This is a genomic window from Ruegeria sp. YTSC004 (genome assembly GCF_059609805.1).
Genome location: NZ_JBXWMJ010000016.1, coordinates 1 through 13184, shown reverse-complemented (window position 1 = coordinate 13184; position 13184 = coordinate 1). Strand labels below are relative to the sequence as shown.

Sequence of the window (13184 nt, the reverse complement as noted above, 5' to 3'; positions counted from 1 at the left end):
TGAAAAGCTACGCCGCTGGCGTTCCGACAACGGCACCCACGGTCGCATCACACAAGAGGTATTGGCAGCGTTGTTAGATGTAAGTGTAGATGCAATCGGCAAATATGAACGCTCGCTGTCGTTCAATTCGAGGCGACCTGGAGAGCAGATTGTCGGAAAGGTTGGGGTGGAGCATTGACGAGATACTAGCTTGTCGGCTGGATTGGGAGGCACGACAGGGTAATTTTGTCGATACAAAGTACCAATTGCTGGACGATGCGCTGGTGGACAGGCATTTTAACGGGTCATACCGGGAGGCGATCTGCCACATGATCTCAACCGCGGACACGGAATTGGGTCGATTACCCGAGGAGCTGGCCGCCGATGAGAGAGTTTTCCTGCCGATCTATCAAACCTACGACGATCATTGGCAAATGGTTATCAGGGATGGTCGGATGGTCGCAAAATGGGCTCTGCTATTGCTATTCCCTGAAGATGAAGCCGAATTTCGTGCGTGTAGACTGCGTGAATCAAATCTATCCGTCGAGCGAGTACGACAGCCTATCCTGCCGGGCACATACTTCGGCTATTGCCCTGCCTTAATTGTTAGCCGTGGTCACGAAAGTGCTGCGCCTTTGTTGTTGTCGTCCTTTGTAACCTACCTAGAACAATTGGCTCGTCGCGATATTGTTCTGCATGGACTCGGCTCTATTAGCTGTTCGCCAGGTGGGGCTCAGGTGTGTCAGGACCTGGGAATGACCCGTCTTGGCGACTACCGGCTTGGGCCGGAATATGGAGTATGGGAATTGCCTGGCTCGGCGGTGTCCGCTTCGCTTTTCGGTCGGCGCAGTCCAATGCTGCGCCAAGCCTACACCCAAGCTTTTCTAATTTAATTGCGGGTCAGGGCCTCAAATATATCGTCAAACATGGCAACGCTGCCTCGGTGGTTGACATGACCCCGGAAAAGCTCGCCGGCGATACCGGCTACGGTTCAGCTGAGATGCTGGGCTGGCTGGTGGAGGAACGTGGCGTCGCCCCACACATCCCGGTTTGGGATAAATCGAAACGAACGAACGGCACGTTCTCTCGTGAAGACTTCGTCTACGATCCAGCAACTGACAGCTACACATGTCCCGGTAACAAGGAACTGCGGACATATCGCCGGAACTTCTCAAAACCACGAAAGCCCAACGGCGGCAAAGATGGTTTCATCCGATACCGCGCCTCAAAACACGACTGCGATGTATGCCCGCTCAAACCGCAATGCTGCCCAGGTGATCCGGGGCGACGCGTGATGCGATCCGTCCACGAAGCGGCTCGCGACGTTGCCCGCGATATCCGAAAAACCGACGCCTACATGACGTCGTTCATTCAGAGGCGGAAAGTCGAGATGCTGTTTGCACATCTAAAGCGATACATAGGCGTGTCGATGATGCGGCTGAGAGGACCCAAGGGCGCATATGAACAGTTCCAACTCGCAGCCACGGCCCAAAACCTTCGGAAACTCGCAAAACTGGTTCCGCAACCAGAACCAACAGGCTGAGAGGAACGGACCAGCTGCTTTGGGCTTCGCCCATCGGCAGCTCCAAGGTCGACTTATTCAACACTATGCGGGCTTACAGGACATTCGAGTTGAACGGAAAATCTATCGAAAATGAATGCTCTAAACTCAAGGCCGGCCTACTATAAAGTTTGGTACTATCCCCGCCTTCTTGATCGCTGCTTCAACATCATGCCCTGCGAAGAATCCATATCCTGAGATGAGTGCCGAATCTATGCCTGCGCTGGATGCGCCCAGAACGTCAGTGTGCAGGCTGTCGCCAACCATCAGAATTCGGGACTTGTCGATGTGCCCGAGGCGTTGGAAAGCGAGATCATAGATGTTGCCGAAAGGCTTTCCAAAGAACTGAGGGGCGACACCCGTTCGGTCTGCCAGCCGGTGCGCAAAAAGACCGGGCTCTTTGGAAAATCCGTACTCGCGAGGAGCAACAATATCTGGGTTTCCGACCATTACCGGGCGGGGACGCTCTAGCAAGGCGGTCTCCAACATGGCTTGACGCGTTTCAGTCCAAACCGCTGACCCGATCATCAGGAATCCGTCGACAGTTCCGTAGGGTTCTGGGTCATCCTCCAGATAGGATAGTTTCAACCCCTCCAAATCGCGAAGACCGGCGCTGGGGGTCGCCATCAAGCCCCAATGCAACCCACTTTGACCGTTTACTTCTGATAGCAACGTCGCCCGGCTGGTGATCACGTCTCGGGGCGCAAAGTCATAACCAAGCCTGGAATATTTTTCCAACAGAGTTGTGTGAGGAAACCCAGCAGCATTTGAAACGACCAAAACATGTTTGCCGGCGGCTTTCAGTGACCTGACCCGATCCGGTGTATCCGGGATTGCCGTATCACCTATATTGAGAACCCCGAATGCGTCGAGGAGGAACACGTCGAACTCATGAGCTATGTCATCAAGCGTTTCAACCTGACGATACTTCACTTCAGTAGGTCTAGCTTCGGGAAGTCGGTGGCGTACAGCCTCATAGGCATCGAAAGCGTCCTGCGCAGAGAACCCGGTCAAATGATCGCCCCTCGAACCTTTGCCGAGACCCATTCGCTAATCAAAACCGCAACGAGAATTATAATCAGGATGAGGCTGACTTGCGGCCAGGCCAGCACGTTGAGCGAAGCTGACAGCTGTAACCCTATGCCTCCGGCACCAACTAGGCCCAGAACCGTTGACTCGCGAATATTGATGTCCCAACGAAAAACGGCAATGCCGGCAAATGCAGGCAATATCTGCGGAACGATCCCGTAAGCCATGATTTGCCAGCGCGACGCACCAGTCGCCGTGATCGCTTCGACCTGAGCGTGATCAATTTCCTCTATGGCCTCGTACAGAAGCTTTGCGCAGAAACCAATAGAACGGATTGCAATTGCAATAACACCCGCAAAGACGCCTGGGCCAATAATTGCGATCAATAGAAGGGCCCAGATCAGCGAGTTGATAGAGCGAGTCGAGACAATGACCAACAAAGCAACAGGGCGGATGAACAATGTCGACGGCGTGGTATTGCGCGCGGCCAAGAAGGCAACCGGCACTGCCATGCACAAGGCGATGATTGTACCCAGGGTGGCGATGTTCAGTGTGTCCCAAATCGGGCGGCCCAGCTGTGTGATGTAGTCCCATTTGGGAGGCGTTGCGCGGGTCCAGATATCGTTGGCAATGCGGGGTGCATCCCAGACGAAAAACCAGGTCGTCGATTCCGAGATGAATTGCCAGCAATAAACAAAGACAGCCACACCCAAAAGCCAGCCAAACCAGCGAACAAGACTTTGACCCGTCGTCCGTCGGCGCCAGATCTGAGTATCGTTTTGTTTAAGAACCGGCATTATTGAACCCTCGCGCGGATAATTCCCGAAAGGTATTCAAGTGCCATGACGATCCCGATGATCAGGATGAGAATGGCTGCTGCTGTGTCGTACTCATATCGATCGAACGCAGTGTTCAACGTCGCACCAATTCCGCCGGCGCCCACCAGGCCAAGAATTGCGCTTTCTCGGAAATTGATGTCGATCCTGTACATGGAAAGGCCCACAAGTCGCGGCATAACCTGTGGCTGAACGCCATAGTTGATCCATTGCGGCCAACGCGCGCCAGAGGCCTTGATTGCCTCGGCCTGAACCTTGTCCATCGCTTCGATGTCTTCGGCCAAAAGTTTTGAGAGAAATCCAATGGTGGCGAAGGAAAGGGTCAGAAATCCGGCCAGCGGACCAAAACCGAAGATAGCCACCAGCAAAATGGCCACGATGATTTCTTGCAAGGCTCGACTGATGGCAACAATGCCCCGGCAAATCATGTAGATTGGCAAAGGGGCGATGTTGCGTGCCGCGCCCAACCCTATCGGGATCGAAATCAGGATGCCCACGACCGACGCAGCCACGGTCATAATGATACTCTCCAGCAGACCGCTCCAAATGTCTGACCACCGCGAAACGAAGTCCGGGCTGGTAAACGCAAGTACAAATGCCCACCCCCGATCCAGTCCTTCATAGACACGACCCCAATCAACTTCGATGGTCATATAGGCGGCGATCAGGTAGGCAAAAAACCCAAGGAACAATGCCCAGCGGAGCAAAGGGTTTTTGACAAAGGCAGGTTTACGCCAGCCTTTTCCGAGCATGTCGTCCAGTTCTCGATGGCTCATTCTGCGGCCTCGACATCTTCATCTTCATCTTCGTCCACTTTTTCGATGCTCGCTTCCCAATCTTCCTCGCCGTAGATCTCGGTCAGCTTTTCTGGGGTAAGACCTGTTGGAAGGCCGTCATACACAATCTCACCAAAGCGAAGGCCGACGACTCGCGGAACAAACATTTGGGCGAGAGCCACATCATGGATGTTGATAATGGCCGCCAACCCTCGCTCCTGACATAATTCTGTTATGAGGCGCATGATTTGACGGCTGGTTTTGGGGTCCAGCGAGGCAGTTGGCTCATCGACCAGCAGCAGTTTCGGGTTTTGAATCAATGCGCGGCAAATGCCGACCCTTTGGCGTTGACCACCCGACAGTTCATCCGCTCGTTTGTCAGCCATGTGCAACAACCCCACCCGATCAAGCAGGCGGAAAGCCTCGTCGACGTCCGACTGCGGATATCGCCGCAGGAAACTGCGCCAGAATCCCACATATCCCAGCCGTCCCGACAATACGTTTTCCATCACCGTGAGACGTTCGACCAAGGCATATTCCTGAAAGATCATGCCCATTTCACGGCGCGCTTTACGTAAAGCGCCCGATCCGAGTTTGGTCAGGTCCACATCATCCAAAAGGACACCACCGCTTGTGGGTTCAACCAACCGGTTAATGCACCGGATCATGGTCGATTTGCCCGCACCCGAGGGCCCAATCAATGCAAGCACCTGTCCTTTGGGCACCTCAAGATCGATGGCCTTCAGCGCCTGATCTCCGGTCTTGTATGTTTTCGTCAGCTTTTGAAGACGCAGCATAAAATGCCCCAGATTAGGTTGAATAACGGGCCCTTTCGGGCCCGCAGTATTGGCCAAAGGTCACTGGCAGGCGTAGGAGACGCCATTTGCTGCGTCAATTTTACGAATGACATCCCAGAATTCCTGATAGGTCATCTCAAGGAACTGGCCTTCGTTCGATTTCGAAAACTCAGCTTCAAGTGTCGTGCCCTCCCAGTCGAAGCTGAAGAAGGCATTGCGGATTGTCTCCTGCAGCTCGGGCGTCAGGTTGTAAACGGTGCCAAACCCAGTGGTCGGGAAAGTCTGCGATTTATAGATCGTAACAACATCATCTTCGTTGATCACGTCGCGCAAAATCATCCGCGACTTTACCGAGTTGGCAATCGAAGCCGCCAAGTAATCCTTGTTGGCCACGCCCAAGATCGAGTTGTCGTGTTTACCCGAGTAGACAGGTTCGAAATCACGCTCCGGCAGCAAATCAAAGTCGCTCTTCAAAATTGCTGATGGCGCTTTGAAACCTGAGTTGGATGTGGGGGAGGTAAAGGCCAGTTGCTTGCCTTTGATGTCCTCAACCTTTTCGATTCCCGAACCAGGAAAGGTAATGATTTCCATCTCATAGCCAAAATTACCGTCTTTCGAGGCCATGATCGTGAACGGCCGGAACCCGGCGCAGTTTACAGCCAAAGGGTTGGAACCAGTGTTGAAGCCCGCAATATGCAGACGCCCCGAACGCATCGCTTCGATCTGAGCTGCGTTGTTCTGAACCGGGAAAAAGACGACGTCCTTGCCGGTTTCCGCCTTCAAATGCTCAAGAAAGTCTGACCATGCGGTTTTGTAAACGGCGGGGTCTTCGACTGGTGTATATGCAAAAATCAAGGTGTCAGGGTCTATTTGCTCGGAGGGATCTGTTGGGATATCCGCGATCAAATCTCCGTCGGAGTCACAAAAACGCTCGTCCAAGTCACCGCGCGGACAATCCTGCGCCGAGGCTGTCCCCGAAAGCGACAGTAGCGCAATTGCAGATGCCCCAACCAATAGTTTGATGTTGATCTTCATGTTTTCCTCCCAGTTATGTGCGGCCTTAATCAGCCGCAGTTAGTCATTCCTTTTCGTTCTCAACCGGCAACGAGAATATCGACCTCGGCACCACCTATTGCATCGAGCAGTTCCCCGGTTGGTTTTGTGTCGGTGACTATGGAATCCAATTCGGCAAGATCGCCTACTTGAGACAGACCCTTGCGCTCAAATTTCCCGGAATCGATAAGAAGATGGCGTTTCGCAGCACGCGCCAGCATCATCCTCTTGATCGCCGCAAAGCCCCTTACCGTCTCTGACGGGCCTTCTACTGAGAAACCCGAGGAACCGATCATGCACCTGTCAACGTTGAAACGAGACAGGAATTCCAGTGTCTCGGTTCCGATCGTTGCAGATTCAGTTGCCAAGTATTCTCCGGGGCACAATAAGACCTGGGCAGCACCATGGCCAAGGGTCATCGCCACGGGGATTGAATTCGTGATCACCGTACAATGGATATCGAGAAATGCCAGCGCGCGTGCCATCTCGACAGTCGTCGAGCCGGAATCGACCATGACCGTTTCACCGTCCTGAACAAGCTCGGCCGCGCTGATTCCTATCCGTTCGCGCTCTTCGATCTGTGCGCCGGTCCGTTCTTCCAGACTTGGATAATGCCCTTGCACTGGGGCTGATGCCCCACCGTGCGCACGCGCGATCAGGCCTTCATTGGACAGGGCTTCAAAATCCCGGCGAACGGTCTCATTCGAAACGTTGAAACGCTGTGCCAACTCGTTGATGCGAACGTGCGGGCGTAGTTTCAATTCCAGCAGGATTTGCTGGCGTCTGTCGGACTTTTTTACCCGACCAGGACTTTTTTCAGATTTCTTACCGCGCGTTTTGGTTTTGGACATTCAACGACTCGAATATTTTCAGAACTCAATTTTGTGGGGTTTCGGGCATTTTGCAATAATTTTTGTTGCATAATCCTCATTTCGTAGTGAAAATTCACATGACATCAAAGATTTCACGGGACAGGGCAATATACGCAGGCTGATCAATTTCAAAATGAAAGACCGGGCGCATCGTTGGTTTTCTCTTGGTGAAGTTGGTGGTTGCAAAAAAATCCTGACGCATTTTCCAAAGGTTTTGACAGATAATCAGGAAGCCCCAACTATCTAAAAGAAAATTCGTAAGGCTGCATGAGGAAGGGCAAAAAAGAACCGGGAAACCCGGGCGAATTAAACCCTAAGGGAGGAAAAATAATGAAGAAACTAACATCCACTGCCGTCGGATCTCTGATTGCCTTGGCCGCGTCTTTGTCCGCGGCGCATGCTGAAAAGCTGACTTTCTATTGCTCAGCTCAAGAGGATTGGTGTCAGCTGATGGCACGTAGCTTCGAAGATGCAACTGGCATCGACGTGAACATGACCCGAAAGTCCTCGGGCGAGACATTTGCACAAATCCGTGCCGAAAGCTCGAACCCGAAAGGTGACGTTTGGTGGGGTGGTACGGGCGACCCGCATCTGCAGGCCGCCGAAGAAGGCCTGACGATGGAATACGTATCGCCGATGCGCGACCAGCTTCACGATTGGGCGATATCCCAGGCTGAAAGCGCGGGCAACAAGACGATCGGCATTTACTCAGGCGCGCTTGGGTATGGCTACAATGCCGACCTTGTCGCTGCAAACAACTTGCCCGAACCTGCCTGTTGGAAGGATCTTTTGAAGCCCGAATACAAGGGACACGTTCAGATGGCGAACCCGAACTCTTCAGGGACGGCCTATACAACGCTGGCCTCAATGGTGCAGATCTTTGGTGAGGATGAAGGCTTTGAGTTCATGAAAGGCCTGCATTCGAACATCAACCAGTATACCAAGTCCGGCTCTGCGCCGATCAAGGCCGCCGGTCGTGGCGAGAACACGATTGGTATCGTCTTCATGCATGACGCCGTAAAGCAGGCCGTGTCGGGGTTCCCGATCAAGGTCGTCGCACCATGCGAGGGCACGGGGTACGAAATTGGCTCAATGTCGATCATCGACGGCGCCCGCAACGAAGAAGAGGCGAAGAAGTTCTATGACTGGGCCCTGTCGCCTGAAGCTCAGAATCTTGCCCTTCAGGTCAATGCGTTTCAGGTGCCATCGAACAAGGGTTCGGAGACCTCAGAAAGCGCACCTGATATGAATCAGATCAAGCTGATTGACTATGACTTCAAAAAATATGGTTCATCAGACGAACGGAAGCGTTTGCTGCAGAAATGGGACGAAGAGGTTTCGGTTCTGCCGCAGTAAATGACTGACACTACATCAAAAACGACCCATCCGGTCCTGATCTTCTGGATCATCGCCGGGTGGGTCGGATTCTGCCTGCTGCCCTGGTACATGGTCGACGGCGGCCTGTGGTCGTTCGAATGGCTCTTGGACGGCTACCCATTCGATGAGGATTATGCCCCTGCAGCTTTTCTGATTGGACAAGGTGAGAAACTATGGCTCGCTCCACTCCTGATCGCTCTCGCCCTACCGCTTTTGGTGTTGAAACGCGCCAAATCTGACCCGATTTATGCCCGCATTCTGGTACTCTCCGGAGCGCTCGGCTTCGGCTGGTTGATCGTTCAGGGTTTCAGCATTGGCATCAGAGGATTCAACTTCGACTGGTTGGAAACGATGATTGGCGACTTTGGCGACCGTCAGTTCGGCATGGGCTACGGCGCAATGATCTGCGCCTCGAGCTTTCTGTTCCTGCTCACTCAAGGTATCGCGGCGAGGGGTGCCATTAATGGTGATGTCTTCGTCGTAAGCGCTATTGGCGGTGTGATTACCATCGTCACCGCTTTTGTCTTTTTCCCCATCGCCAAGATGCTTTTCGCTGCTTTCATCACCGAAGACGGCGCTTATTCCATTGCGGTTTTCTTCTCGAAGTTCTTCGACGACCGGTTGTGGGGACTGGGGTGTTTTCAAGGTGCCCGATGCGGTGCGGCCTGGAACTCACTTTTCCTGGCCATCCTCGTTGGCTTCATCACAACGATCCTCGGCCTATGCTTCGCGTTGGTCGTGACGCGCTCGGGTTTCCGCTACAAACGCGCGTTACGGGCTTTGACCGTTCTCCCGATAATCACTCCACCGTTCGTGATCGGCCTCGCGCTCATCCTTCTTTTTGGACTGTCCGGCTCTGTCACCCGGTTCTTTGCCGAATTACTCGGCACACAGCCGACGCGGTGGCTTTACGGAATGCCAGGCATCCTGATCGCGCAGACACTCGCGTTCACGCCGATTGCGTTTCTCGTGCTGATTGGCGTGGTTGAAGGCGTCTCTCCCTCGATGGAGGAAGCGGCCCAGACCCTGCGGGCCAGCAGATGGCAGACGTTCAAGACGGTTTCCTTGCCCCTGATGCGGCCCGGTCTTGCCAATGCCTTTCTTCTGGGCTTCATCGAAAGCATGGCCGACTTCGGCAACCCGCTTGTTTTGGGTGGGAATTTCGACGTGCTGTCGACCGAGATATTCTTTGCCATCGTCGGCGCTCAATACGATCAAGGGCGCGCTGCGGTTCTGGCAATGGTGCTGCTGTTCTTTACCCTTTCCGCCTTTTACGCGCAGCGCGTCTGGTTGGGAAAGAAGAGCTACACAACAGTCACCGGCAAAGGCGATGCGGGCGTGCATCCGCTGATGCCAACCGGCCTTTCGGTGCCTGTACTGCTCATCGCCTTTGGCTGGGCATTATTCACAATTATTGTCTATGCGATGATCATCTACGGCAGTGTAGTTGAGCTGTGGGGGGTCGATAATTCGCTGACGATCAAGCACTACATCACTGCATTCTCAGTCCGCTTTGAAGAAGAGGAAATTCGCTGGACCGGAGCCGCCTGGGACAGTTTCTGGACGACCATCACGATCGCGGCCATTGCTGCACCATTGACTGCCGCCGTTGGGCTGGTAACGGCCTATCTGCTGACCAGGCAAAGCTTTGCAGGCAAGAACGCTTTCGAATTCGGAACAATGTTGTCCTTCGCCATCCCCGGCACGGTCATCGGCGTTAGCTACATCCTTGCCTTCAACGTTCCGCCAATCGAAATCACTGGCACAGGTGTCATCCTCGTTGTCAGCTTCATCTTCCGCAATATGCCGGTTGGCGTTCGCGCCGGCATCGCGAGCATGTCGCAGCTGGACCGCAGCCTTGATGAATCCTCGCTGACCCTTGGCGCAAACTCATGGCAGACGTTCCGCAGTGTCATCCTCCCGCTGTTGCGCCCTGCGATACTTGCTGCGCTTGTCTACAGCTTTGTACGTGCCATGACTGCAATCTCGGCCGTCATCTTTCTGGTCAGCGCGGAGTATGACATGGCAACCAGCTATATTATCGGTCGGGTCGAGAATAACGACTATGGCCTTGCTATCGCCTATTCGACGACGCTGATCTTCGTGATGCTCGCGGCGGTCGGCTTATTGCAACTTCTCGTTGGCCGGGTCCAGATTGGTCGACGCACGCAGCACGGAACGGAGACATCGCCATGACCGACACCAAAATCGGTTCCAAGGCCGCCCCGGTACGGTTTGAGAACGTGTCGAAAGTGTTCGGCAAGGATGTGGTCGCCGTCGATAACATCAACCTCCACGTAGACGCAGGAAAGCTCGTTACGCTGCTTGGTCCGTCAGGCTGCGGAAAAACAACGACACTGCGCATGATTGCAGGGTTGGAGATGGCAAGTTCGGGCAAGGTCTTGATCGGTGATCGGGACGTGACCAAACTCCCAGCCACCGACCGCGATGTATCTATGGTGTTTCAGTCTTACGCGCTGTTCCCTCATATGAGCGTGTTAGAGAACGTGAAGTATGGCCTCACATTCTCGGGCTTTGCGAAGGATGAAGCGCGCAGTCGTGCCTTGTATGGCTTGGAGTTGGTTGGCCTACAGGGGTTTGACAACCGCCTTCCCTCAGAGCTATCCGGCGGCCAGCAACAACGTGTTGCCGTCGCACGCGCACTGGTGCTTGAGCCGCAAGTTCTGCTGTTCGACGAGCCGCTGTCCAACCTCGACGCCAAGCTTCGCCGTCAGGTGCGTGAGGATATTCGGGCGATACAGCAAGACCTTGGCTTGACAGTTGTTTACGTCACACACGATCAGGAAGAGGCACTGGCGGTCTCGGATGAGATTGTTGTTATGCGCAATGCAGCGATCGCTCAGATGGGTACACCGCGCCAGCTTTACGATGCCCCAAATGACCGGTTTGTTGCCGATTTCATCGGTGAGGCAAACCTACTGAGCTGCCAAATCGTAGATATTGATGGCGGCATGGCAACCATCGAAGTCGAAGGCTATCGCCACACGCTGCCACGTCGCGGTCTGTCCGAAGGACCGGCAACCATCGCCGTGCGACCCTCACGTTTGGTGATCGGTTCAGATCAAGGTATTCCAGCCACAGTGGCCAAGGCGACCTATGTTGGCGTTCGGATGGAATATACATTGAAAGGTGCATTCGGTCAGGTTTTTGCCGTTCAAGATGATGTCGACGCACCGCTAGAACCCGGCACTGAAATCATGATGGGTTTTGCTGACAAAGGGCCCGTGCTTTTGCCTGACTAAATGCCGAATCTCACGATCATCACACACCCCGAAGTCTCTATCGATCCGGCCATCCAGATAACAGATTGGGGCCTGAGTGTGACGGGCCGTAAACGCGCGACTGAATTTGCTTCCTGCGAGGCGTTGTCGAATGTCACGCAGATTTGGACCAGTAACGAGCGAAAGGCCCGCGAAACGGGTAAGATTCTTGCTGCACCACAAACGCTGCCCGTGAATTGTCACTTGGGTCTCGGTGAAAACGACCGCAGCGCAACCGGCTATTTGCCTCGAGACGATTTCGAGGCAGCGGCTGATGCCTTCTTTGCCCAGCCGGAAGTTAGCTATAGCGGTTGGGAAACAGCTGTCGAGGCGCAGAAACGCATTCATCGGACAATCACCGAGATTATCCAAATGCACGACGCCGGAGATATTGCAATCGTGACACATGGGGCGGTCGGCACATTGCTGTGGTGCGCACTCTCGGATTGTTCGATAGACCGCAAGCACGATCAGCCATCACAAGGCCATTTCTGGCAGGCAGATCTATTGACGCTCAAACCCTATTCAGGTTGGGTTTCGTTGGCATAAACGTTAGTCGTTCCAAGCGTTCTCTGCGATTTCAACCAAGGTCTCGAACACATCTGGTGTACCCACGATTACGCGCCCACCTTCGCGGATCATCACATCGGCGTTCTGATCCTCAACAATGCCACCCGCTTCCGAGACCAGCAATTGCCCAGCCAGACAATCCCAGGCATTCATGTGTTCTTCCACGTATCCCAAGAGTCGCCCAGCAGCGACGTAGGCCAATGATAACGCTCCACTGGCGTTTCTGTGAAACATAGCCCCGTGCTCGATTAAGTTCTCGACAATAGGTAAAACATGCCGGGTCTTAATCCGGTTCGAATACCCCACGGCGACTGTTCCGTCCCGCAGCGCCACCCCTGACGCAACGCGCATTGGGGATCCGTTAAGCGTCGCACCTTCTCCGCGCATCGCTACAAAGGTCTCATCCACATTTGGATCACGTATCACACCGACCTCAGTATGTCCTTCCGTGACACTAGCCAGAACAATAGTCCATGCAGGTATGCCGTTGACGAAATTCGTTGTCCCATCAATTGGGTCAATCACCCAGTCAAAACCGCTTTTACCAACAGTAGCCCCGTGCTCTTCACCGAGAATTCCATCATTGGGCCACGCCTTTGCAATCCTCTGACGAATAAAGGTTTCAACATTCTTGTCCGCCTCGCTCACCCAGTCCTGAGCACCTTTTTGATCAACGACAAGATTACCTCGATCCGCGAAATACTCTTCAGCAATTACCCCAGCCTCCTCGCAAACTTCGATGGCAAAATCTCTGCGTTCTGAAAGTCGAGACATGGGTGGTCCTTTTCCGAATAAAGAGCTGCCATGCAACAATGCAAGCTAATCGAATGCCTATCAATCAAAGAGTCATTTCGATTGTTTTCGGGAGCCGTTTCGGTGCCGCAAACCTAAAAATTTTAGTGTTGATGAACTCCTCCGCAAAAAACAGCAAGTCAATCATTAGCTAATTTTTGCACGCATTCGGGCTCAGGGCCGACTGTCCGTCGTCAGGGATTTTGGGACAGATGGCGCTCTGATCTAAGAGAGGATGTGGCTCATCTGGTTGGTTTGATT

The 13184-nt window shown here is 53.7% G+C and carries 13 protein-coding genes; 6 read left to right on the top strand and 7 right to left on the bottom strand.

The window, feature by feature from the left end:
* Nucleotides 1-149: 149 nt before the first annotated feature.
* The gene (locus tag AC2FFP_RS20865; RefSeq protein ID WP_496881467.1) at nucleotides 150-872 is read left to right on the top strand and encodes a hypothetical protein; all 723 of its coding nucleotides are present in this window, start codon (nucleotides 150-152) and stop codon (nucleotides 870-872) included.
* Nucleotides 873-931: 59 nt separating this feature from the next.
* Nucleotides 932-1522 carry a transposase gene (locus AC2FFP_RS20860; protein ID WP_496780509.1) on the top strand — a complete coding sequence of 197 codons (591 nt, stop codon included), beginning with the start codon at nucleotides 932-934 and terminating at the stop codon, nucleotides 1520-1522.
* Between the two features lie 126 nt (nucleotides 1523-1648).
* Here the strand turns inward: AC2FFP_RS20860 and AC2FFP_RS20855 are convergent, their stop codons facing one another.
* Genes AC2FFP_RS20855 through AC2FFP_RS20830 form a run of 6 tightly spaced genes read right to left on the bottom strand, consistent with a single transcriptional unit; the run spans nucleotide 1649 to nucleotide 6882 of the window.
* The gene (locus AC2FFP_RS20855; protein WP_496770602.1) at nucleotides 1649-2554 is read right to left on the bottom strand and encodes an HAD-IIA family hydrolase; all 906 of its coding nucleotides are present in this window, start codon (nucleotides 2552-2554) and stop codon (nucleotides 1649-1651) included.
* The gene (gene phnE, locus AC2FFP_RS20850; RefSeq protein ID WP_377189683.1) at nucleotides 2551-3366 is read right to left on the bottom strand and encodes a phosphonate ABC transporter, permease protein PhnE; all 816 of its coding nucleotides are present in this window, start codon (nucleotides 3364-3366) and stop codon (nucleotides 2551-2553) included. Before phnE (AC2FFP_RS20850) ends, AC2FFP_RS20855 begins: the two co-directional genes overlap by 4 nt.
* On the bottom strand, nucleotides 3366-4181 hold the full coding sequence (gene phnE, locus AC2FFP_RS20845; protein WP_299987288.1) for a phosphonate ABC transporter, permease protein PhnE: 816 nt from the start codon (nucleotides 4179-4181) through the stop codon (nucleotides 3366-3368). The genes phnE (AC2FFP_RS20850) and phnE (AC2FFP_RS20845) overlap by 1 nt, the downstream gene beginning before the upstream one ends.
* Nucleotides 4178-4978 (bottom strand): phosphonate ABC transporter ATP-binding protein, encoded by an 801-nt coding sequence (gene phnC, locus AC2FFP_RS20840; RefSeq protein ID WP_496770605.1) that lies wholly within the window; start codon nucleotides 4976-4978, stop codon nucleotides 4178-4180. The genes phnE (AC2FFP_RS20845) and phnC overlap by 4 nt, the downstream gene beginning before the upstream one ends.
* 60 nt (nucleotides 4979-5038) lie before the next feature.
* Complete coding sequence (gene phnD / locus AC2FFP_RS20835) at nucleotides 5039-6013, bottom strand: phosphate/phosphite/phosphonate ABC transporter substrate-binding protein (protein WP_299987282.1); 975 nt, start codon at nucleotides 6011-6013, stop codon at nucleotides 5039-5041.
* A 59-nt stretch (nucleotides 6014-6072) separates the two neighbouring features.
* Nucleotides 6073-6882, bottom strand: coding sequence for a DeoR/GlpR family DNA-binding transcription regulator (locus AC2FFP_RS20830; protein WP_496770607.1), 810 nt, complete (start codon nucleotides 6880-6882; stop codon nucleotides 6073-6075).
* A gap of 351 nt (nucleotides 6883-7233) precedes the next feature.
* Here AC2FFP_RS20830 and AC2FFP_RS20825 point away from each other — a divergent pair, with 351 nt between their 5' ends.
* The 4 genes from AC2FFP_RS20825 to AC2FFP_RS20810 are packed head-to-tail and all read left to right on the top strand — an operon-like array spanning nucleotide 7234 to nucleotide 12110.
* Complete coding sequence (locus tag AC2FFP_RS20825) at nucleotides 7234-8259, top strand: ABC transporter substrate-binding protein (RefSeq protein WP_377189693.1); 1026 nt, start codon at nucleotides 7234-7236, stop codon at nucleotides 8257-8259.
* Entirely contained in the window at nucleotides 8260-10476 is a 2217-nt protein-coding gene (locus tag AC2FFP_RS20820; RefSeq protein ID WP_496770612.1) for an ABC transporter permease, read from the top strand.
* Nucleotides 10473-11543: an ABC transporter ATP-binding protein gene (locus AC2FFP_RS20815; RefSeq protein WP_377189699.1), complete on the top strand. Its 1071-nt coding sequence runs from the start codon at nucleotides 10473-10475 to the stop codon at nucleotides 11541-11543. The genes AC2FFP_RS20820 and AC2FFP_RS20815 overlap by 4 nt, the downstream gene beginning before the upstream one ends.
* Nucleotides 11544-12110: a histidine phosphatase family protein gene (locus AC2FFP_RS20810; RefSeq protein ID WP_496881466.1), complete on the top strand. Its 567-nt coding sequence runs from the start codon at nucleotides 11544-11546 to the stop codon at nucleotides 12108-12110.
* Between the two features lie 3 nt (nucleotides 12111-12113).
* Here the strand turns inward: AC2FFP_RS20810 and AC2FFP_RS20805 are convergent, their stop codons facing one another.
* Nucleotides 12114-12905, bottom strand: coding sequence for an inositol monophosphatase family protein (locus tag AC2FFP_RS20805; protein WP_377189705.1), 792 nt, complete (start codon nucleotides 12903-12905; stop codon nucleotides 12114-12116).
* Nucleotides 12906-13184: the final 279 nt, after the last annotated feature.